The following is a 21,530-nucleotide window of genomic DNA, read 5'->3' on the forward strand; positions in this document are numbered from 1 at the left end:
TGAATCATAAAAACTCATCGCTATGGGACAAATTAAAACCAGATGCAGCGCTGCTGCCGGACTATTCTTGATTCTTTTGACAGTAATTGCGGGATTTTCGTCCTGTAAAAGTAATCAGAAAGACATTATTCCTTCTGCCGAATACGCTCCATACGTCAATGCTTATACGGGAGGAGTGATTTCGCAAAACTCAACGATACGCATAGAGCTGACACAGGACCAGCCGATGGTAGACCTGAATCAGGAACTGAAAGACAATCCGTTCAGTTTCTCTCCTTCATTGAAAGGAAAAACGTATTGGGTCAGCAACAATACCATTGAATTTGTCCCCGAAGAAGGGGCACTGAAACCAGGCGCCTTTTACGAAGGAACCTTCCACCTGGGAGATTTCGTCGATGTAGACAAAAAGCTGGAAGAATTCAACTTCTCCTTCCGCGTGCAGGAACGAAACTTTAGTATTCATACCGATCCGATAACCGTCACAGCCACCCAGCCCGACCAAGTGACCGTAACGGGTGAAATACGTTTCAGCGATGTAGTGAAAAAAGAGGAAGTAGAGAAAATGCTCACAGCCGGAAGCGAAAAGAACAAAAGCTATCCGATTGAAATCACCCAGACAGATCACCCGACCCGATACGCATTCAGCATCAGTCAGATAACCAAAGAAGCGGAAGATTACCAACTGGAAATTACCGCCAAAGGCAATCCGGCAGGCATCGACCGTACCCAAAACGAAAGTATTCTGATCCCGGCAAAGAACAGTTTCCGCTTCCTGTCCGCCGTACGCATCGACCAACCGGAAAACGGAATTGAAATCATATTCTCCGACCCTGTATCCAACACACAGGATTTGAAAGGACTCATCGACGTTCCGGAAGTTTCTTCCTCTATTTTCCAGATCAAAGAAAATAAAGTATTCGTTTACTTCGAAACCGGCAAACTGAACAAACTGACGCTGAATATCCATGAAGGAATAAGAAACAGCCAGGACAAACCGCTGGGCACTTCCCACTCCATCTCATTCAGTGAACTGAACCTGAAACCGCAGGTAGAAATGGCTACTTCCGCCGCTATCCTGCCCGATTCGAAAAGTCTGATCATCCCCTTCCGTGCCGTCAATCTATATGCGGTGGATTTGAGCGTGATCCGTATTTTCGAAAACAACGTATTGATGTTCATGCAGAACAACTCGCTCTCCTCAGCCAATGAATTGCGACGTTCGGGACGACTGGTTTATAAGAAGACATTGTGGCTGGCGAAAGATTCTTCCAAAGATGTGCACCGCTGGGAAGACTATTCGATAGACCTTGCCGGATTGATTCATCAGGAGCCGGGAGCCATTTACCGTGTCATCCTCTCGTTCCGCCAGGAATACTCCGCTTATCCTTGCGGGGGAAGTGAAAACAAGGAAATGCAGTTCGCGGACAACAAGTCTTCCGACAACCTGACCAAAGTCAGCGGAGAGACATTGTCGGAAGACGATGAAGCGGTATGGGACACTCCGGAAACATACTATTATTATAACGGCAGCGTGCCGATGGACTGGAGCCAGTACCGATGGACAGAACGGGATAATCCCTGCCATCCGTCCTACTATATGAATTCCGACCGGATAGCTGCCTGCAATATCTTTGCCTCCAATCTGGGAATGATTGTGAAACGTAATTCACTGAATAAGTTGTGGATTGCGGTAAATAACATTCTGGATACGAAGCCGGTAGCGAAAGCACAGGTAACAATTTACAACTTCCAGCTCCAGCCGATTGGAAAGGGAGAGACGAACGGTGAAGGGCTGGTAGAAATCACTCCGAAGGGAGTTCCTTTCATAGCGGTAGCCGAAGCGGACAAGCAAAAGGCATATGTACGCGTGGTCGATGGCGAAGAGCAGTCGGTCAGCCGGTTCGATGTGGGAGGAAAAGACATTCAGAAAGGTCTGAAAGGATTTATCTATGGCGAGAGAGGCGTATGGCGTCCGGGAGATACACTGCATATTTCCTTCATGCTGGAAGACCGTGAGAAACGCATTCCGGACAAACATCCGGTAGCATTGGAGATTTACAATCCAAGAGGACAGTTCTATACCAAAATGATCTCTACGCAGGGTACAAACGGATTTTATACATTTGCCGTGCCCACACAAGCCGACGATCCCACCGGATTATGGAATGCCTACGTGAAAGTAGGAGGAACTGCCTTCCACAAGAGTCTGCGCATCGAAACCATCAAGCCGAACCGTCTGAAGATTACACTAGCTTTACCAACCATCCTTCAGGCTTCGAGCAAAGACGTATATGCCCCGCTTACTTCTTCATGGCTGACGGGAGCCACCGCATCGCGACTGAAAGCCAAGGTCGAAATGTCCTTATCAAAGGTCAATACGCAGTTCAAGAACTACGGGCAATACCTGTTCAACAATCCGGCAACGGACTTTACGACCGTCCGGGCGGATGTGTTCAACGGGGTGCTGGATGCGGAAGGAAGAGCAGGCGTCAATATACAGCTTCCGGTAGCAACGGGTGCTCCGGGCATGCTGAATGCAACGCTCACCACCCGTGTTTTCGAACCGGGAGGAGATGCAAGCATTTACTCGCAAACTGTTCCCTTCTCTCCGTTCACATCGTATGTGGGCATCAATCTGAACCAGCCGAAAGGAAAGTATATCGAAACAGACAAAGATCATGTGTTTGACATCGTGACGGTCAACGATCAGGGACAGCCGGTGAACCGTTCCAATCTGGAATATAAAATCTACCGGATCAGCTGGAGCTGGTGGTGGGAAAACGGTGAAGAGTCTTTCGGAACCTACATCAACAACAGTTCCATCACTCCCGTTGCCAGTGGTAACCTGCAGACCACAGGAGGAAAAGCCTCCTTCAAGTTCCGCATCAATTATCCGGATTGGGGACGCTATCTGGTGTACGTGAAAGACCGTGAAAGCGGACACGCCACCGGAGGAACCGTCTACATCGACTGGCCCGACTGGCGCGGACGTTCGAACAAGACAGACCCGAGCGGCATCAAGATGCTTGCTTTCTCACTGGACAAAGATTCTTATGAGATAGGAGAAACAGCCACGGCAATCATTCCCGCAGCCGCCGGAGGACGTGCGCTGGTATCCCTCGAAAACGGTTCGACCGTCTTGCAGCAGCAATGGCTCGAAGTGTCCGATCAGGGAGATACGAAACTCACCTTCAAGATTACACCGGAAATGGCTCCGAATGTTTATCTGCATATCAGCCTGTTGCAGCCTCATGCGCAGACAGTCAATGATCTGCCGATCCGTATGTACGGCATTGCTCCGGTATTTGTGACCAACCGTCAGACGATTCTGCAACCGCAGATCAAGATGCCGGAAGTGCTGCGTCCGGAAACTGACTTTAACGTGACTGTCAGCGAGAAAAGCGGAAAACCGATGACTTATACACTGGCGATTGTGGATGACGGTCTGCTCGATCTGACTAACTTCAAGACGCCCGACCCGTGGAACGAGTTTTATGCACGCGAGGCTCTCGGCATCCGTACATGGGATATGTACGACGATGTGCTGGGTGCTTCCGGCGGACGTTACAGTTCATTGTTCAGCACAGGTGGAGATGCCTCGCTGAAACCGGCAGATGCCAAAGCCAACCGTTTCAAACCGGTGGTCAAATTCATCGGTCCTTTCTATCTTGCGAAAGGCAAGCAACAGACACATACGTTGAAGCTTCCGATGTATGTGGGTTCTGTACGTGCGATGGTAGTTGCCGGACAGGACGGTGCTTACGGAAATGCGGAAAAGACTGCATTTGTGCGGACACCGCTCATGCTGTTGTCTACTCTGCCCCGTGTATTGAGTACGCAGGAAGAAATTACCGTTCCGGTAAATGTATTCGCTATGGAGAACCAAGTGAAGAACGTGACCGTATCGCTGGAAGCATCCGGCGCAGGCGTACAGATCACGGGCAATCGCCAGCAGTCACTCACTTTTGACCAGCCGGGTGACCAACTGGCATACTTCACTCTGAAAACAGGCAGCAAAACCGGAAAGGCAACCATCCACCTGACGGCAAGCGGCAACGGACAGCAGACCAAAGAAACGATCGAAATAGAAGTCCGGAATCCGAATCCGGTGGTTACCTTACGCAACAGCCAATGGATAGAAGCCGGTCAGGAGGCCGAACTGTCATACACACTGGCAGGTTCTTCTTCGGCTAACAATCAGGTGCAACTGGAAATCTCCCGCATTCCGTCGGTAGACATCAGCCGTAGATTCGACTTCTTATACAACTATCAACATCATTGCACAGAGCAACTGACTTCCAAAGCATTACCTCTCTTATTCGTCTCCCAGTTCAAGGCAGTGGACGAACAGGAGGCCGAGAAAATAAAGACGAATGTACAGGAAGCTATCCGGCAGATATATGCCCGCCAGCTTCCCAACGGCGGATTTGTATACTGGCCGGGCAACGCCGTCGCCGATGAATGGATCACTTCTTACACGGGTATGTTCCTGACACTGGCACAAGAAAAAGGGTATGCCGTTCATCCGAACGTACTGAACAAATGGAAACGCTTCCAGCGTGCCGCCGCCCAAAACTGGCGTATGCCGCAGGAAGCAAGCAACTGGCAGATATGGCAATCGGAATTGCAGCAGGCCTTCCGCCTCTATACCCTTGCACTGGCCGGTGCACCGGAATACGGAGTCATGAACCGCATGAAGGAACAGCCGGGACTCTCCATCCAAGCCAAATGGAGACTGGCAGCCGCCTACGCGCTGACCGGTAAGATGAAACCTGCCGGAGAATTAGTATACAACGCAGAAACGACCGTCATTCCTTACTCTTCCATGAATCTGATTTACGGTTCGTCCGACCGGGATGAAGCAATGATTCTGGAAACGCTCATTCTGATGAAACGGGATCGGGATGCGTTGCAACAGGCAAAGAAGGTATCACAGAATCTGGCACAGGAAAACTGGTTCAGCACGCAGTCTACCGCCTTTGCCCTGATGGCAATGGGACGACTTGCGGAGCAATTATCCGGTACACTGGATTTCACATGGAGCTGGAACGGCAAGCAACAGCCCGCCGTGAAATCTGCTAAAGCCGTATTTGAGAAGGAGATAGCTACTTCTCCGAAATCGGGAACAGTCTCTGTGAAGAATCAAGGCAAAGGAGCATTGAGCGTAGACCTGATTACACGTACCCAATTGCTGAATGATACGCTGCCAGCCATTGCCGATAATATCCGGCTGGATGTGAAATACACAGATATGGCAGGTTCACCGATTTCCGTGGAAGACATCAGACAGGGAACAGACTTTATGTCTGCGGTCACCCTATCCAATATCAGCGGTACTTCCGATTACGGCAATCTGGCACTGACCCATATTATACCGTCCGGATGGGAAATATATAATGAACGGATGATTGTTCCGGAAGCGTCCTCTTCCAATTCTAATGAAGCGAATACTCCGGAAAGTTCAGCCGATAAGTACACCTATAAAGATATTCGTGACGACCGGGTATTGACTTATTTCGATCTGCGACGGGGTGAATCGAAAACATTTACCGTAAGGTTGCAGGCAACTTATGCAGGTAACTTCATTCTTCCGGCCATTCAGTGCGAAGCTATGTATGATGCAGTGGTACAGGCACGCACCAAAGCGGGAAGAACGACTGTCAGCCGCTGACAAGACTCTGAACAATAAAACAGCATTGACAGATAGCATAAGTGCATGGGAAGCAAAATCTTGAATTTCTTCAAACGATTGTCCGTCACCCAAAAAGTAATACTTTGTATTCTTGCTTTTTTGGTGACAGGATATATCTTTTGTCTTCCCCGCCACCTGTTTCATGTCCCCTACTCCACAGTAGTGACGGACCGGAACGAGGAACTGCTGGGTGCACGCATCGCCTCCGACGGCCAATGGAGATTCCCTCCCCGAAACACGACTCCGGAAAAGATCAAGGAATGCCTCATCACTTTCGAAGACAAACATTTCTACCACCATTGGGGAGTCAATCCGTTCGCTATCGGAAGAGCTTTCTATCAGAATGTGAAGAATAAACGCATCGTAAGCGGAGGCAGCACGCTGACCATGCAGACCATCCGCCTGGCACGAAACGAATCGCGCACCTTCCGTGAGAAACTGATTGAAATGATCTGGGCCACCCGCCTGGAATTTCGCGCTTCCAAAGAGGAGATTCTTTCCATGTATATCTCCCATGCCCCTTTCGGGGGAAATGTAGTGGGACTGGATGCCGCCGCATGGCGCTACTTCGGACATTCTGCCGATGACTTATCGTGGGCGGAGTCTGCCATGCTTGCCGTTCTTCCCAACGCGCCCGCCATGATTCATCTGTCCAAAGGACGGAAAACGTTGCTTGACAAACGAAACCGCCTGCTGAAACAGCTTCTCGAAAAGAAAACCATCGATTCGTCTACCTACGAACTGGCTATCAGCGAGCCACTTCCCGATGAACCTCATGCGCTCCCACAAATCGCACCGTACCTGGTCAGCCGGTTCTATCAGGAACGAAACGGCGAATACTCCCGTTCGACCATCAACAAGGGCATTCAAACCCAAGTAGAAGATCTGGCGGAACGATGGAGCAACGAGTTCGGACGAAGCGATATCCGCAATCTGGCTATTCTGGTGATTGACATTCCGAGCAATCAAGTGGTGGCATACTGCGGCAACGTCCATTTCGACCGGAAACAAGGAGGAAATCAAGTGGACGTCATTCAGGCTCCGAGAAGTACGGGCAGTATTCTCAAACCTTTCTTATATTACGCAATGTTACAAGAAGGAAGTTTACTGCCGGATATGTTGCTGCCGGACGTACCCGTCAATATCAACGGATTTACGCCACAGAATTTCAGTATGCAGTTCGAAGGAGCTGTTCCCGCTTCGGAAGCTCTCGCGCGTTCATTAAATATTCCCGCAGTCACGATGCTGCAAAGATACGGAGTCCCGAAGTTTCATAGCTTCCTGCAACAGATCGGGCTAAAAACCATCAACCGTTCTTCTTCCCACTATGGTTTATCACTTATTCTGGGAGGAGCGGAAGCCACTTTATGGGATGTAACAAACGCATATGCAATGATGGGACGCAGTTTGTTGCAACTGCCGCAAACATCATGCAGCCTGTTGCTCCCGACAAGCCGAATCACAGAATCAACCGATCCTTTTCAGCCAGGCGCCGTATGGCAGACATTCGATGCCTTGAAAGAAGTCAACCGTCCCGAAGAGATTGACTGGAAATCCATTCCTTCCATGCAGACCATTGCATGGAAAACCGGAACAAGCTACGGATTCCGGGATGCTTGGGCGGTGGGTGTTACGCCCCGCTATGCAGTCGGCGTATGGGTAGGAAATGCCACCGGAGAAGGAAAACCCGGGCTGGTAGGTGCACAGACAGCCGGTCCCGTACTATTCGATATTTTTAATCTGCTCCCCTCTTCTTCGTGGTTTACACGTCCTGCGGGCATCTTTGTCGAAGCAGAGGTCTGCCGGAAATCGGGACATCTAAAAGGACGGTTCTGTGATGAAACGGACACACTTCTTGTTTTACCGGCAGGACTGCGGACAGAGGCATGCCCCTATCACCATCTTGTCACTTTATCAGCCGATGAAAGCCAGCGTATTTATGAAAATTGCGCCAACACGGAGCCTACGCTTCGAAAAAGCTGGTTCACACTGCCCCCCGTATGGGAATGGTATTACAAGCAACATCATCCGGAGTATAAACCGCTGCCTCCTTTTAAAGCCGGATGCGGAGAAGATACTTTCCAGCCGATGCAATTTATATATCCTCCGATGAACGCACGCATCAAACTGCCCAAGCAACTGGATGGCAGCAAAGGTTTCCTGACTGTAGAACTGGCGCACAACAATCCTAACGCTACCGTTTTCTGGCATCTTGACGAGACCTACCAAGCGCAGACACAGGACTTTCACAAAATCTCCCTGCAACCCGCCGCCGGCAAACATTCGCTGACGGCAGTAGACGGTGAAGGAAATACCATCTCCACCACTTTCTTTGTTGAGTGATATTCATTATCTTTGCGGCATGAAACAGTCATTGAAAGAAAACGGAGGGCTGCCGGCATCCATCCTGTGGACGCTCGCCATTGTGGCAGGAGTCTCGGTAGCCAACATCTATTATATCCAACCGCTGCTAAATATGATACGCCATGAACTTGGCATATCAGAATTCCGTACCAACCTGATTGCCATGGTCACACAGATAGGCTATGCAGCGGGACTCTTGTTTATCACTCCCTTAGGTGATTTGTATCAGCGGAAAAAGATTATCCTTGTCAATTTCTTTGTCCTGATATTCTCCCTGCTGACGATTGCTTTGGCAGATAATATCCATCTGATACTCCTTGCTTCGTTCTTCACGGGAGCCTGCTCCATGATTCCGCAGATATTCATTCCCATAGCCGCCCAGTTCTCCCGTCCGGAAAACAAAGGCAGGAATGTCGGGATCGTCCTATCGGGCTTGCTGACCGGAATCCTTGCTTCACGGGTGGTCAGCGGATTCGTCGGCGAACTGTTCGGATGGCGCGAAATGTATTACATCGCCGCAGCCATGATGTTCGTCTGCGCGATTGTCGTGCTCAAAGTCCTTCCCGATATTCAGACCAACTTCCGGGGCAAGTACGGCGACCTGATGAAATCCCTGCTGGCTTTGGTGAAAGAGTTTCCGCAGCTACGTATTTATTCCATCCGTGCGGCGTTAAACTTCGGTTCCCTTCTTGCCATGTGGTCCTGCCTTGCCTTCAAGATGGGGCAAGCCCCCTTTCATGCCAACAGCGACATCATCGGTTTGCTGGGATTATGCGGTGTGGCGGGAGCATTAACCGCCTCCTTTGTGGGGAAATACGTAAAGAGAGTGGGTGTCCGCCGCTTCAACTTCATCGGTTGCGGGCTGATCCTCTTTTCATGGCTACTCTTCTTCGTCGGAGAAAACACCTACCTTGGTATCATTCTGGGAATTATCATCATCGACATAGGTATGCAGTGTATCCAGCTCAGTAATCAGACCAGTATCTTCGAACTGTCACCCCGGGCCTCCAACCGCATCAATACAATTTTCATGACGACCTACTTCGTCGGCGGTTCCCTGGGAACCTTCCTCGCGGGTACATTCTGGCAATTGTACGGATGGCATGGTGTTATCGGAATTGGAGCTACACTGACCTGCATTTCTTTACTAATTACAACTTTGTCGAAGAAGTGAGTCAACAAAACGGAGCAGTAAACCGTTTAATACAAAAAAAGGGAAACATGAAATACGGAGTTAACAAAGAAATCTTACTTATCACAGCAGGCACCGTCTGGATTATCGCCGGTGCCAATATCTTGCGAATAGGCATCGTTACATGGCTTAATAACTCCGAAGGCTGGATGTTCAAGATAGGAGAAGCAACCATCGTCTTTCTGCTGTTCTTCGTATTAATCTTCAAAAGACTCTATTACAAGCATACCCAAAGGATCGAACGGAAAAAGGAACAGAAGAGCTGCCCTTTCTCCTTCTTCGATGTCAAAAGCTGGATCGTCATGATCTTTATGATCTGCCTTGGCATCACCATCCGCAGCTTCCACCTGTTGCCCGAAAGTTTTATATCTGTCTTCTACACAGGACTGTCCATCGCACTGATCCTGACCGGCGTACTCTTCATCCGTTACTGGTGGCTGAGGCGCAAGACGAATCCGGTGTAACAGGAGAGCATCTATATTCCAATAAAATATAAACTTATAATAAATTTTATTGTGCTGTCCGGCAAGGTAAAAAGAATTCTGTCTTTTTATTGTATCTTTGCGCGACCAAAAAAATAAAGAAATGATTCCAACCCAACAGGATATTGCCGAATTCACCCGCTTTCAACGAAACGAGATAACAGAAAGCATCTTATATGAACGGCTCGCATCTATCGAAAAAGACGAGAATAACCGCAAAACGCTCCGACTGATAGCAGCAGAAGAAAAGTCGCATTACGCTATCCTCAAGAAATATACAGGAAAAGAAATCGGTCCGGACTATAAGCGTATCGCCCGTTTCTACTTTCTGGCACGCATACTAGGTATCACATTCGCCATCAAATTAATGGAGTCCAGTGAGGAAAATGCCCATAATAATTATGATAAATATGCCCATATACCAGACCTGCAACGTCTGGCACATGAAGAAGAAGTGCACGAACAGAAGTTGATTTCACTTATCAATGAAGAACGGCTGGAATATATGGGATCGGTCGTACTAGGACTTAATGATGCGCTGGTTGAGTTTACAGGTGCACTGGCAGGTTTCACACTTGCCTTGAGTGACAGTAAACTGATAGCACTGACCGGCAGTATCACAGGGATAGCCGCTGCACTGTCAATGGCATCTTCCGAATATCTTTCTACCAAATCGGAAGGGGATGATAAGAAACATCCGGTAAAAGCTGCTGTATATACAGGAATCGCCTATCTGATCACGGTAGTGTCACTGGTTACTCCGTTTATACTGATCAGCAATGTAATCGTAGCTTTGGGAGTGATGCTGACCATGGCACTTATCATCATTGCCCTTTTCAACTACTATTATTCCGTAGCCCGTGGAGAAAGCTTCCGAAAGAGGTTTACGGAAATGGCTGTACTCAGTTTCAGTGTGGCAGGTATCAGTTTCCTGATAGGATACGCTCTAAAGACATTTACCGGAATCGATGCCTGAAATCAATAAAGCATCCGACATCATTGAAGGTCCGGTAGTTACATAATAAAGAAACCTAAACCACCAGATTAAATAATAAAGCGTTATATTTAGAATGAAGAAAGCTCCATCTCCCCTCGTATCACTATTGCCCATTGTCGTATTAGTGATATTACTATTCGCCACCATTCGTGTATTTGGCAGTGATGCCCTCAATGGTGGAAGTCAGGTATCGCTGCTTACTACCACCTCCATTTGTATCCTTATCGGCATGGCTTTCTACAAAATCCCCTGGAAAGACTACGAACTGGCAATCACGAACAATGTGGCAGGAGTGACAACAGCCATCATCATCTTACTGATTATCGGCGCATTAAGCGGTATCTGGATGATTAGCGGAGTAGTGCCCACTTTGATTTATTACGGAATGCAGATTATCCATCCCAGTTTCTTCCTGACATCCGCCTGTATTATTTGCGTATTGATCTCCGTTATGACCGGAAGTTCATGGACAACGATCGCCACCATCGGTATTGCCCTCATGGGCATCGGAAAGGCACAGGGATTTGAAGAAGGCTGGATTGCGGGAGCTATCATCTCCGGTGCCTATTTCGGCGATAAGGTTTCTCCCTTGTCCGAAACGACCATATTGGCGGCATCCGTCACGGACACGCCCCTCTTCCGTCATATCCGCTATATGATGATTACTACGGTGCCCTCACTGATCATTACACTGATTATATTTACGGTAGCAGGTCTGTCTCATGACGCCAGCAACACCCAGCACATCGCGGAAGTGGCAGCTGCCCTGAACGAAAAGTTCCATATCACCCCGTGGCTGCTGATTATACCGATAGCAACAGGCATATTGATTGCACGGAAAGTGCCTTCCATCATTACCCTGTTTCTGTCCACTCTATTGGCGGGCATTTTCGCTCTGATCTTCCAACCGGATTTGTTGCGGGAAATTTCGGGGGCTGCCGTTTCCAACTTCGACTCCCTGTTTAAAGGACTGATGATGACCATCTACGGCAAGACAAGCCTGCAGACCGACAATGCCGTTTTGACAGATTTAATTGCCACCCGTGGTATGTCGGGAATGATGAATACAATCTGGCTGATTTTATGTGCGATGTGTTTCGGCGGAGCTATGACTGCCAGCGGTATGCTGGGAAGCATCACATCGCTCTTCGTACGCTTCATGAAGAAAACGGTCAGCGTCGTATCGGCTACGGTTTGTTCCGGGCTTTTCCTCAACCTGGCAACTGCCGATCAATATATCAGCATTATCCTGACCGGGAATATGTTTCGCGATATTTATGCTAAAAAAGGTTACGAAAGTTGCCTGCTCAGCCGGACCACCGAGGATTCAGTAACCATTACATCCGTACTGATTCCGTGGAATACCTGCGGGATGACACAAGCCACTATTCTGAGCGTGCCTACGCTGGTGTACCTCCCCTATTGCTTTTTCAACATTATCAGTCCTTTAATGAGTATTGCCGTGGCAGCCATCGGATATAAAATTGTAAAACGCTCGTGAACAATCTGGCATACACTTTGTTTTTGCAATAAACGAACAACGTATTAAACCTAAACAAAAAAAAGTTATGAAAAAGTTTATTGCATTATTAGCATTAGTTTTAGTAAGTGCGAGCACAATGATGTATGCACAGGAAAGTAACGCAGCCATCCGCCGCGCAGACAGAAAAGCAGAAAGAGACGCAGAAAGAGCAAAACTTCGCGCAGAAGAACAAGTACAGGACATGGCAGCTTACCAGCAGGCTGTTCAGGCTTTGAAAAACAAACAGTTTGTTCTGGAAGCCAATCAGGTAATCTTCCGTAACGGTATGAGTGCTTTCGTGACTTCCAACACTAACTTCGTCCTGATGAACGGAAACAGAGCCACTGTACAGACAGCTTTCAACACTCCTTATCCCGGCCCTAACGGTATCGGCGGTGTGACTGTAGACGGTAACTCTTCGGACATGAAGATGAACATCGATAAGAAAGGAAATGTAAACTGCTCATTCAGTGTACAGGGTATCGGTATCTCAGCTCAGGTATTTATCAACATGAGCAGCGGTAACAACAATGCTTCGGTATCAATCAGCCCGAACTTCAATAACAACAACCTGACATTGAACGGTAACATCGTCCCACTGGATCAATCCAACATCTTCAAAGGACGCGCCTGGTAATCCGAACAGAAGAATATGATAGCAACTCCGCTACAAATCGCGCAAAATGCGTACATTTGTAGCGGAGTTTTTAATTTATCAATTCTTATGAGGGAATATATCATCGCAGACAACCAGGATATCAGTAAAGCAGGAATGATGTTTCTGCTAAGCCGCCAAAAGGATGTATCTGTTCTTTTAGAAGCCGACAACAAGGCTGAGCTGATTCAGCAACTGCGTCTGTATCCGCAAGCGGTGGTTATTCTGGATTATACTTTATTTGATTTCGCCGGAGCAGACGAACTGATTGTCTTGCAGGAGCGATTCAAAGAAGCCGACTGGATTCTGTTTTCCGATGAGTTGAGCATTCATTTTCTCCGGCAGGTATTGTTCAGCAGTATGGCTTTCGGAGTAGTCATGAAGGACAATTCGAAAGAAGAGATCATGACCGCCCTGCAATGCACTTCACGCAAACAGCGGTATATCTGCAATCATGTCAGCAATCTGCTGCTTTCGGGATCGGTCCCTTCTGCCCCATCCCCTGCCACCACAGAAGATCATCTGCTGACACAAACAGAGAAAAACATCCTCAAAGAGATCGCGTTGGGAAAGACAACCAAAGAAATAGCCGCAGAAAAGAATCTCAGTTTCCATACGATAAACAGCCACCGAAAGAATATCTTCCGGAAGCTGGGAGTCAACAATGTACACGAGGCTACCAAGTATGCGATGCGTGCAGGGATTGTCGACTTGGCGGAATATTATATTTGAGACAGCCGGCTAAAGATCGATCCCGGCGGAAAGCTGCTAACGGACAATCTCACCACTTCCCACACAAACTCCCGCTTCCTGATCATAAACGACCCCGAACTGACCGGGCGCAATGCCCTGCAACTTCTCGGAAGACAAGATACGGAACCGATTGCCCTCTTCCTGAATCAGCCTTCCCCTTGTAAATTCGGGAGTGTGACGAATCTTGAACGTAATATCAACCTCCTTTCCCGCATCTTTCCACGGATTATCCGTAATAAAGTGGAAATCATTGATCCGGAATTCATGCCCAAACTGCGTCTCTACTCCATATCCATGAGAGACATAGATGATATTTTCCTGCACATCCTTCTTTATCACAAACCAGGGACCGCCACTCAGTCCAAGACCTTTCCGCTGCCCGATCGTATGAAACCAGTAGCCGCGATGTGTGCCCACTCTCTTTCCGGTCTCCAGTTCTATAATCGCCCCTTCCTGTTCTCCCAAAAAGCGACGCACGAAATCATTATAGTTAATCTTCCCCAAAAAGCAAATCCCCTGACTATCCTTTCTCCGGGCACTGGGCAGTCCTGTATTGCGTGCAATCTCGCGTACTTCCTGCTTCATCAGCCCGCCAACAGGAAACATCAGTTTGGATACTTGCAGATAGTCTATCTGTGCAAGGAAATCTGTCTGGTCTTTAACAGGGTCTTTAGCTGTCCCCAGCCAGGTCTTACCGTCCCGCTGGACGGTAGTGGCATAATGCCCTGTCGCTGTAAAATCGAAATCCTTTCCGACACGCTGCTCAAAACAACCGAACTTGATGAGTTTGTTGCACATCACGTCCGGGTTCGGCGTCAGTCCTTTTCTGATTTTATCAATCGCATAAGCAGCCACGTTCTCCCAGTACTCTTTATGCAAATCAACCACTTCCAACGACAAGCCATACTTACGGGCAATGGCGGCAGACATTTCAATATCTTCTTCAGCCGAGCAATCCATATACTCCGCTCCATCCATACCTATCTTGATATAGAAAAGAGTCGGACGGTATCCTTGCTCACAAAGAAGGTGAACGACGACAGAGCTATCGACACCTCCGGATAATAATGCAGCTATATTCATCATAATTATTCATTTAACACCAAAGAAGTGCTAATATGCCAATGTATTATGATCATAATCATCGACAAATTAGCACACAGGCAAATCTGTTTCATCAAATCTTTGTCAAAGTCAGGTTGTGGTCCATCCAAAAATCATTAACTCTATATCACTCTCTTCGGATTCTAATTATTCTCTTTATTCTCTCTCTATTATATTAATACCTGTCATTCATTTCCGATGTTGCAAAGATAAGGCGGGATTTGCTAACAGCCTATCACATATTGAAGGCATTTTTATACCATAAATGTGGTAGATAAGCAAAGTATTTCCTACATTTGCACACTGAAAAGCTTTTTATGATGACGAATTTACGTAAAATACTACTCATACCTGCTCTGATCGTCGTATCTGTCAGCAGTTTCTTTTCTTGTGGTGTAGACCGCTGGCCGGAATATGCCCACCTGACCGAACTGGATAGCTGGATGTATGACATTATGCAAGAGAACTATCTGTGGTATCAGAATATGCCTTCCTACAATGACGTTAATCTATTTCTGGACCCCGCTTCCTTTCTATCCAAAGCGAAATGGGACCAAGACAGCTATTCTTTTGTAGACTCTGTGATGGAAGCTCCATTGCCAACCTATGGATTCGACTATTCACTTGTAAAAAGCCAAGATAACGATACGGCATACAATGCCCTGATTACCTATGTTATCCCCGAATCGCCCGCAGCAAAGGCCGGTCTTCAACGTGGCGACTGGATTATGAAAGTAGATACTTCCTACATCAGTAAGAAGTATGAAACACAACTGCTGCAAGGCACGATAGCGAGAGAGCTTTCTATGGGGATATGGAAGGAAGTTGAAGTAGAGCCCGAAGAAGGAGAAGAAGTTCCGGAAGAGCCGGTAATGGTATACAAAGTAGTACCGAACGGCATTACGCTGGATTTGGGAGCAGTCCAGTCTATCGAAGACCAGCCAGTACATAAATACGAAATTCTGACCTTAAATGATGGTACCAAAGTAGGCTATCTGATGTACAACAGTTTCACTGCCGGCACTAGCGCCGATCCGGAAAAGTACAACGACAAACTACGCGAAGTCTCTACCAAATTTAAAGAAGCCAATGTAAAGGCCACCATACTCGACCTTCGCTACAATGCGGGAGGATCTCTGGATTGTGTTCAGTTATTAGCTACCATCCTCGTTCCGAATGCAAGAATGGGTACCCCTATGGCTTACCTGGAGTACAATGACAAAAACATAGACAAGAGCACTACCATCGATTTTGATCAGGAAGTATTGAAAACCGGTACCAACCTGAACCAGAACGTATTGATAGTGATTACCAGCGGCACAACAGCCGGAGCAGCGGAAATGCTGCTGACCAGTCTATACAAAAAGGACCAGTACCCTAACATCATTGTGATGGGCAGCGCAAGTAAAGGACAAACTGTAGCCACCGAACAGTTCATCAATGAGACTTACCGTTGGTCTGTCAATCCTGTGGTATGTACCGTCTACAATTCAGATCACGTCGCAGGCGAAGAACCATTCATTCTTACTCCGAGCGATCAATTCAAGATAAGTGAAACGTCCATTGACGGAACGACCAACTACAGCCAGTTTCTTCCTTTCGGTGATCCCCAAGAGAGAATGCTAAGCATAGCCATTCAGACGCTGGAAGGAACTTATCCGCCGAAAGACGAAGATAAAGAAGAAGAAACTCCAAGCACGAAGAGCTTCAAGATAGAAAAGAATGTCAGTAGTCCTGCCAGCAGACGGTTTGCCGGAGGATTACGGATTAAATAAGCGGTAATGAGAAAGATACTCCTCTTAGTCTGCATGATGACAGTCATATTCGGTTGCTCGGATGATGAAGAAAAGGCATGGACAGAAATTGAAATCCCGACTCCTGCAATGAGCAGAATGCTGTTAACTGAATTCTGCAAGTCTGACGGAATAGGAGTATCTGACGTTACGAAAAGAGAAGAGTTCTCTTATCAAGAGAATTGGCTGACGGATTATATCTATTCACAGGAGGTTTCTATTGCCGACCTGACGGAAACCATCACTAACCCGATAGCAGTTCGATACGAGAATAACAGAGGCAGTGTCACCCTTACCGACGAAACGGGCATCCAACGCAAATATACTTTAAACGAACAAGGATACGCTACACAGTGTGAATACACTTCGTTCGGTCAGAAGAGAGAATATACCTTTTCCTATACAGACGGTTATCTGACACTGGTAAAGGAAACCCTGCCCAAAGAAGGAAGCAGCGAAGCAGCCACTACACAAACCCTTTCACTGAAATACGAGCAAGGAGACCTGGTCTCTGCAACTTGTCCTTCGCTGACCAACGAATCATTCACCGGGTACGGAGAGCTGCAAACCCATTATGAACCCGGAAAGGATATTAATTATTATCGCCTGCCCTGTCCGGTACTGGCAGATACTTATCCTCTCTCCTTTCATCGTGAAGCGATGTTTGCAGGGATACTGGGCAAACCGACACAGCATCTCACCGTTGCCTCCTATCCTGACCAGACGGATGATACCTACACCGAAAGAACCGAATATTCATATAGCTTTGACAAGAAAAACAAACCTACCGGCTTACATATCCAGACTAAATATGGTAACGGTAAAAGCATGAATTATATAAACCGTACCATCAATATTTCCATCGAATAACCCCGTTTTTGTCAAGAGCAGAATTACAGATTCTTAACTCACGGTTCCCCTTTTCGTGAACGAAAGGCACATTTGCCGTAACAAAGCATCGGTTTTCACTTAACAAAGCATCTGTTTTCACCTGACAAAGCATCTAATCTTGCTTGACAAAGCATCTAATTTTCATCAGAAAGCAGGCAAAAGTCAACCCAAAGCCGAGGTAAAGTCATTTTTCCCCCCGACTAAACACAAAAAAAGGAGAAAGTTCCCACTTCCTCCTTCTATCGTAGTTTAATTTCAATCTACTATATGATTATGCATCCAAAGATACGACATCCGGATGCTAAAGTCAAGCTTTTCCCGTTTTATTTCTTGAAGAACTTATCAAAGAACAAAATCTGGTAATCGATAGAGTTATTCCAATACTCTCCGGTATGCCCTCCGGGACGAGTGATAAAGTCATGGTCGATTTTCTTTTCTAACAAGCGGTTGTGCAAATCCTTATTCACCTGAATGAAAAAGTCTGCTTCGCCACAATCAAAGATAATCGCCAGATCTCCATTCTGTATTTTATCAATCTGGTTGATAACAGTATGTGTATCCCATATTTCCTTGTTAGATTCATAGTCTCCCAAGCGTTTTGCCATATCCCAGTTCTTCGGGAACGGGCGAATATCCACACCGCCACTTGTGCTTCCACAAGCGCCAAAAGTATCTTTATGACGGATAGCCGTCCACAAGCCGCCATGTCCACCCATACTCAACCCTGTAATGGCACGTCCTTTACGGTCGGCGATTGTCTTGTAATGTCCGTCTATGTACTTCACCAGTTCCGATGAAACAAACGTTTCATACCGGAAAGACGGATCTTTCGGACTATCCCAGTACCAGCTGGTACTTCCGTCCGGACAAACAAAAATGATGCCTTTCTCATCCGCTATCTGAGGCAGATTGGGTTTGATTTCAATCCATGTCTTGGCATGACCGCCAAAACCATGCAACAGGTACACAGCAGGACATGATACAGCTTTCTTTCCCAGGGCTGCATCAGGAGTTACTACCACCACCTTTATTTCCTTATTCATGGAAGGGCTTTTCACTAATAAAGTATCTACTCTGGCTGCAAAAGAAGGTGCCAGCCAAACTAACAAAAGAGCAATTAATAGAAGTCTATTCTTTTTCATTGTGTTTATAAATATGTTTAGTCAGATCATTCTTCGTCGTCTTCCGAAGGCTGAAATTCAGAAACAGGCTTATCAAAAGTCTTATGACACTGTTTGCAGGTATATTCCCAGTGGTTGCTTCCCGGAGGCGCCGCAGCCAGCATAGAAAGCACAGCCGCACCTATCGCACGCAGTTTCTTTCCTTTTCTCAACACCAGTTTAATGTCAGATGATCCACAACACGGGCAGAGAGTCAGTTCTTCGGGCCAGCTCTGATTCTGTTTCAGCACCCGGACAGCTTTGTCATAATCTTCATCTACCACCAAGATATCCACTCCTGCGATGCTGCTCACATAACTTCTATACAGAAACGAGAAGTTCTCATTGTGCAGAACAGATTCAATACCTTCATTCTCTAACGCTCCCTGCAGGATGTGTGCCTCCATTGCGTCATTACAGGTTATCAGTTTTACGGTTTTCATATTCAACCTAATTTGATTGTTCCCGCAAAAATAAAATATAAAAATGAAATGTGAAACTATTTTCCATTAACTTTGCAGTTACTAAACTACAATAACATGAAAAGACTCCTGTCAGTTCTGCTACTTTGCCATATAACAATCTCCTTCCTATGGGCACAGCCTGTCCATCAAGTGAAAGGTACAGTCATTGACAAATCCAGCCGCCAGCCTCTGGAATTTATCAATGTAATGATTGTCGGACTAAACAAAGGAGGAGTGACGGATGCGGAAGGAAAGTTTTCGATAGAACAGGTTCCTCCCGGCATCTACCGCCTGCAAGCATCAGCTATCGGATACAAAACCGTCACTACCCCCGAATATATTCTATCGACCAGAGATCTGCACATACAGATAGAAATGGAAGAGAACCAGACGGAGCTTGAAGGAGTAACCATTACCGCCTCCCCCTTTCGCCGCGACATTGAAAGTCCGGTCAGCCTGCGTATCATCGGATTGCAGGAGATAGAAAAGAGTCCGGGAGCCAATCGGGACATTTCACGCATCGTACAGTCTTATCCGGGAGTCGCCTTTTCGCCGATAGGATACCGCAACGACCTGATTGTACGCGGCGGATCACCTTCCGAAAACCGCTTTTACCTGGACGGAGTAGAGATTCCCAATATCAACCATTTCAGTACACAAGGAGCATCGGGCGGTCCGGTAGGTATTCTCAATGCCGATCTGATACGTGAAGTGAACTTCTATACCGGAGCTTTTCCGACGGATAAAGGAAATGCGCTCAGCTCTGTGCTCGACTTCAAATTGCGTGACGGAGACATGGAACGCAATTCCGTGAAAGCCACTCTCGGAGCTTCCGAAGTATCTTTGGCTTCCAACGGACATCTGGGTAAAAAGACTTCCTATCTGGTTTCCGTCCGTCAGTCCTATCTGCAATTTCTGTTTGACATGCTCGGTCTGCCCTTCCTGCCCACCTTTACGGATGCACAGTTTAAGCTGAAAACAAGGTTCGACGCACAAAACGAATTGACCGTACTGGGACTGGGCGGCATTGACAAAATGAAGTTAAACACCAAAGCCGACGATGAAGATAATGAATATATACTCAGTTACCTGCCTAAGATTCAGCAAGAGACATTCACACTTGGCGCTGTATACCGGCATTATGCAGGGGCACACGTACAGTCGGTCATCGCCAGCCACAGTTATCTGAACAACCGGAACACCAAATACCGGCAGAACGACGAAAGTAATCCGGACAACCTCACGCTCCGTCTCCGTTCTACGGAGCAGAACACTCAGTTCCGTCTGGAAAACAGCTCTTCTTTCCGCAACTGGAAAGTGACTGTCGGAGCCAATCTGGACTATAGCCAATATAGCAACACCACTTTCCAAAAGGTGTACACCGACCATGCGCAGACATTTGACTATCACACCTATCTGGACATCATGCGCTGGGGACTTTTCGGAACGATCAACTATACTTCGATAGACGAACGCTTTACGGCTTCGCTCGGTCTGCGTGCCGATGCCAATAATTACTCGGCAGCCATGAAGGATATGACCGATCAGCTCTCTCCCCGCCTGTCGCTTTCCTATCAACTGACGGAACACTGGTCGCTAAGCGGAAATGCGGGACTTTACTACCAGCTGCCTCCCTACACCGCTCTCGGCTTTAAAAACAATAACGGACTCTATGCCAACAAATATGCGCTCCGCTATATGCAAGTCAGTCAGGGAAGCATAGGCATCAACTGGCGAAAAGGTGATACCTTCGAAGTATCCCTCGAAGGGTTCTACAAAGACTACGACAAAATCCCCCTTTCCGTAGCCGACGGCATTCCGCTGACCTGCAAAGGAAACGATTACGGAGTGATAGGCAACGAACTGCTGACTTCCACCGCACAGGGACGCTCATACGGAGCAGAGCTTCTCCTCAAATGGCTGATTGCCAAGAAGCTGAATCTGGCCTCCTCCTTCACGCTCTTTAAAAGCGAATACCGTAACAATAAAGAAAGCGAATATATCGCCTCCGCATGGGACAACCGCTTCATCTTCAACTTACGGGGTACTTATAACCTCCCCCGACATTGGAGCGTCGGGATGAAAGTCAGCTGCATAGGCGGTGCTCCCTACACTCCTTATGATGCCGACAAATCCTCTCTGGTAACAGCCTGGAACGCTCAGGGAAAACCGTATTACGACTATACCCGATATAACGAAGAACGGCTTCCGGCCTTTACTCAGGTAGATATACGCATAGATAAAACATTTTACCTGAAACGCTGTATGCTGGGCTTCTATATCGATTTGCAGAATATTGCAGGCAGCAAACTGAAACAGGCGGATGTATTGATGAGCACAGGGGTAATTAAGAATCCGGACGCACCCATAGCCGAGCAGCGGTATGTCATGAAGTCCGTCAAACAGGAAAGCGGTACACTGCTGCCGACTTTAGGAATTACATTTGAATACTAACACTATT

General features: G+C 47.3%; 14 protein-coding genes. 11 read left to right on the forward strand and 3 right to left on the reverse strand.

Features of this window, described 5'->3' with window-relative positions:
* Positions 1-22 precede the first annotated feature (22 nt).
* The 8 genes from BLW31_RS07205 to BLW31_RS07245 all read left to right on the forward strand — a co-directional run bounded on the left by BLW31_RS07205 (position 23) and on the right by BLW31_RS07245 (position 13,636).
* Positions 23-5,671: an alpha-2-macroglobulin family protein gene (locus tag BLW31_RS07205; RefSeq protein WP_010537463.1), complete on the forward strand. Its 5,649-nt coding sequence runs from the start codon at positions 23-25 to the stop codon at positions 5,669-5,671.
* Positions 5,672-5,716: 45 nt separating this feature from the next.
* The gene (pbpC, locus tag BLW31_RS07215; RefSeq protein WP_010537462.1) at positions 5,717-8,035 is read left to right on the forward strand and encodes a penicillin-binding protein 1C; all 2,319 of its coding nucleotides are present in this window, start codon (positions 5,717-5,719) and stop codon (positions 8,033-8,035) included.
* 19 nt (positions 8,036-8,054) lie between these two features.
* The gene (locus BLW31_RS07220; protein ID WP_008766719.1) at positions 8,055-9,230 is read left to right on the forward strand and encodes an MFS transporter; all 1,176 of its coding nucleotides are present in this window, start codon (positions 8,055-8,057) and stop codon (positions 9,228-9,230) included.
* Between the two features lie 47 nt (positions 9,231-9,277).
* Positions 9,278-9,712 carry a hypothetical protein gene (locus BLW31_RS07225; protein ID WP_029425467.1) on the forward strand — a complete coding sequence of 145 codons (435 nt, stop codon included), beginning with the start codon at positions 9,278-9,280 and terminating at the stop codon, positions 9,710-9,712.
* Positions 9,713-9,833: 121 nt separating this feature from the next.
* On the forward strand, positions 9,834-10,706 hold the full coding sequence (locus tag BLW31_RS07230; RefSeq protein WP_008760477.1) for a VIT1/CCC1 transporter family protein: 873 nt from the start codon (positions 9,834-9,836) through the stop codon (positions 10,704-10,706).
* A 94-nt stretch (positions 10,707-10,800) separates the two neighbouring features.
* Positions 10,801-12,228: a Na+/H+ antiporter NhaC family protein gene (locus BLW31_RS07235; protein WP_010537461.1), complete on the forward strand. Its 1,428-nt coding sequence runs from the start codon at positions 10,801-10,803 to the stop codon at positions 12,226-12,228.
* A gap of 67 nt (positions 12,229-12,295) precedes the next feature.
* Positions 12,296-12,886, forward strand: coding sequence for a DUF4251 domain-containing protein (locus BLW31_RS07240; protein ID WP_010537460.1), 591 nt, complete (start codon positions 12,296-12,298; stop codon positions 12,884-12,886).
* Between the two features lie 87 nt (positions 12,887-12,973).
* Positions 12,974-13,636, forward strand: coding sequence for a response regulator transcription factor (locus BLW31_RS07245; RefSeq protein ID WP_010537459.1), 663 nt, complete (start codon positions 12,974-12,976; stop codon positions 13,634-13,636).
* A gap of 36 nt (positions 13,637-13,672) precedes the next feature.
* Here the strand turns inward: BLW31_RS07245 and mnmA are convergent, their stop codons facing one another.
* Positions 13,673-14,740, reverse strand: coding sequence for a tRNA 2-thiouridine(34) synthase MnmA (gene mnmA, locus BLW31_RS07250; RefSeq protein ID WP_010537458.1), 1,068 nt, complete (start codon positions 14,738-14,740; stop codon positions 13,673-13,675).
* Positions 14,741-15,078: 338 nt separating this feature from the next.
* Here mnmA and BLW31_RS07255 point away from each other — a divergent pair, with 338 nt between their 5' ends.
* Together BLW31_RS07255 and BLW31_RS07260 are read left to right on the forward strand one after the other, a co-directional pair.
* Entirely contained in the window at positions 15,079-16,536 is a 1,458-nt protein-coding gene (locus tag BLW31_RS07255; protein ID WP_010537457.1) for a S41 family peptidase, read from the forward strand.
* 6 nt (positions 16,537-16,542) lie between these two features.
* Entirely contained in the window at positions 16,543-17,424 is an 882-nt protein-coding gene (locus BLW31_RS07260; protein ID WP_029425465.1) for a DUF4595 domain-containing protein, read from the forward strand.
* 344 nt (positions 17,425-17,768) lie between these two features.
* Here the strand turns inward: BLW31_RS07260 and BLW31_RS07265 are convergent, their stop codons facing one another.
* Complete coding sequence (locus BLW31_RS07265; protein ID WP_010537455.1) at positions 17,769-18,587, reverse strand: alpha/beta hydrolase; 819 nt, start codon at positions 18,585-18,587, stop codon at positions 17,769-17,771.
* Positions 18,588-18,613: 26 nt separating this feature from the next.
* Positions 18,614-19,048 (reverse strand): putative signal transducing protein, encoded by a 435-nt coding sequence (locus BLW31_RS07270; protein ID WP_010537454.1) that lies wholly within the window; start codon positions 19,046-19,048, stop codon positions 18,614-18,616.
* A gap of 96 nt (positions 19,049-19,144) precedes the next feature.
* On the opposite strand from BLW31_RS07270, the gene BLW31_RS07275 reads away from it, so the two are divergent.
* Positions 19,145-21,523, forward strand: coding sequence for a TonB-dependent receptor (locus BLW31_RS07275; RefSeq protein WP_029425464.1), 2,379 nt, complete (start codon positions 19,145-19,147; stop codon positions 21,521-21,523).
* Positions 21,524-21,530 lie beyond the last annotated feature (7 nt).

Origin of the sequence: Bacteroides faecis MAJ27 (assembly GCF_900106755.1) — a bacterium.
GTDB lineage: Bacteria > Bacteroidota > Bacteroidia > Bacteroidales > Bacteroidaceae > Bacteroides > Bacteroides faecis.

What these genes read in the sequence shown, in the direction of transcription:
- pbpC (WP_010537462.1), top strand. Translation starts at nt 5,717, where the DNA reads ATGGGAAGCAAAATCTTGAATTTCTTCAAACGATTGTCCGTCACCCAA.
- BLW31_RS07245 (WP_010537459.1), top strand. Translation starts at nt 12,974, where the DNA reads ATGAGGGAATATATCATCGCAGACAACCAGGATATCAGTAAAGCAGGA.
- BLW31_RS07265 (WP_010537455.1), bottom strand. Translation starts at nt 18,587, where the DNA reads ATGAAAAAGAATAGACTTCTATTAATTGCTCTTTTGTTAGTTTGGCTG.
- mnmA (WP_010537458.1), bottom strand. Translation starts at nt 14,740, where the DNA reads ATGAATATAGCTGCATTATTATCCGGAGGTGTCGATAGCTCTGTCGTC.
- BLW31_RS07240 (WP_010537460.1), top strand. Translation starts at nt 12,296, where the DNA reads ATGAAAAAGTTTATTGCATTATTAGCATTAGTTTTAGTAAGTGCGAGC.
- BLW31_RS07205 (WP_010537463.1), top strand. Translation starts at nt 23, where the DNA reads ATGGGACAAATTAAAACCAGATGCAGCGCTGCTGCCGGACTATTCTTG.
- BLW31_RS07260 (WP_029425465.1), top strand. Translation starts at nt 16,543, where the DNA reads ATGAGAAAGATACTCCTCTTAGTCTGCATGATGACAGTCATATTCGGT.
- BLW31_RS07270 (WP_010537454.1), bottom strand. Translation starts at nt 19,048, where the DNA reads ATGAAAACCGTAAAACTGATAACCTGTAATGACGCAATGGAGGCACAC.
- BLW31_RS07255 (WP_010537457.1), top strand. Translation starts at nt 15,079, where the DNA reads ATGATGACGAATTTACGTAAAATACTACTCATACCTGCTCTGATCGTC.
- BLW31_RS07230 (WP_008760477.1), top strand. Translation starts at nt 9,834, where the DNA reads ATGATTCCAACCCAACAGGATATTGCCGAATTCACCCGCTTTCAACGA.
- BLW31_RS07225 (WP_029425467.1), top strand. Translation starts at nt 9,278, where the DNA reads ATGAAATACGGAGTTAACAAAGAAATCTTACTTATCACAGCAGGCACC.
- BLW31_RS07220 (WP_008766719.1), top strand. Translation starts at nt 8,055, where the DNA reads ATGAAACAGTCATTGAAAGAAAACGGAGGGCTGCCGGCATCCATCCTG.
- BLW31_RS07275 (WP_029425464.1), top strand. Translation starts at nt 19,145, where the DNA reads ATGAAAAGACTCCTGTCAGTTCTGCTACTTTGCCATATAACAATCTCC.
- BLW31_RS07235 (WP_010537461.1), top strand. Translation starts at nt 10,801, where the DNA reads ATGAAGAAAGCTCCATCTCCCCTCGTATCACTATTGCCCATTGTCGTA.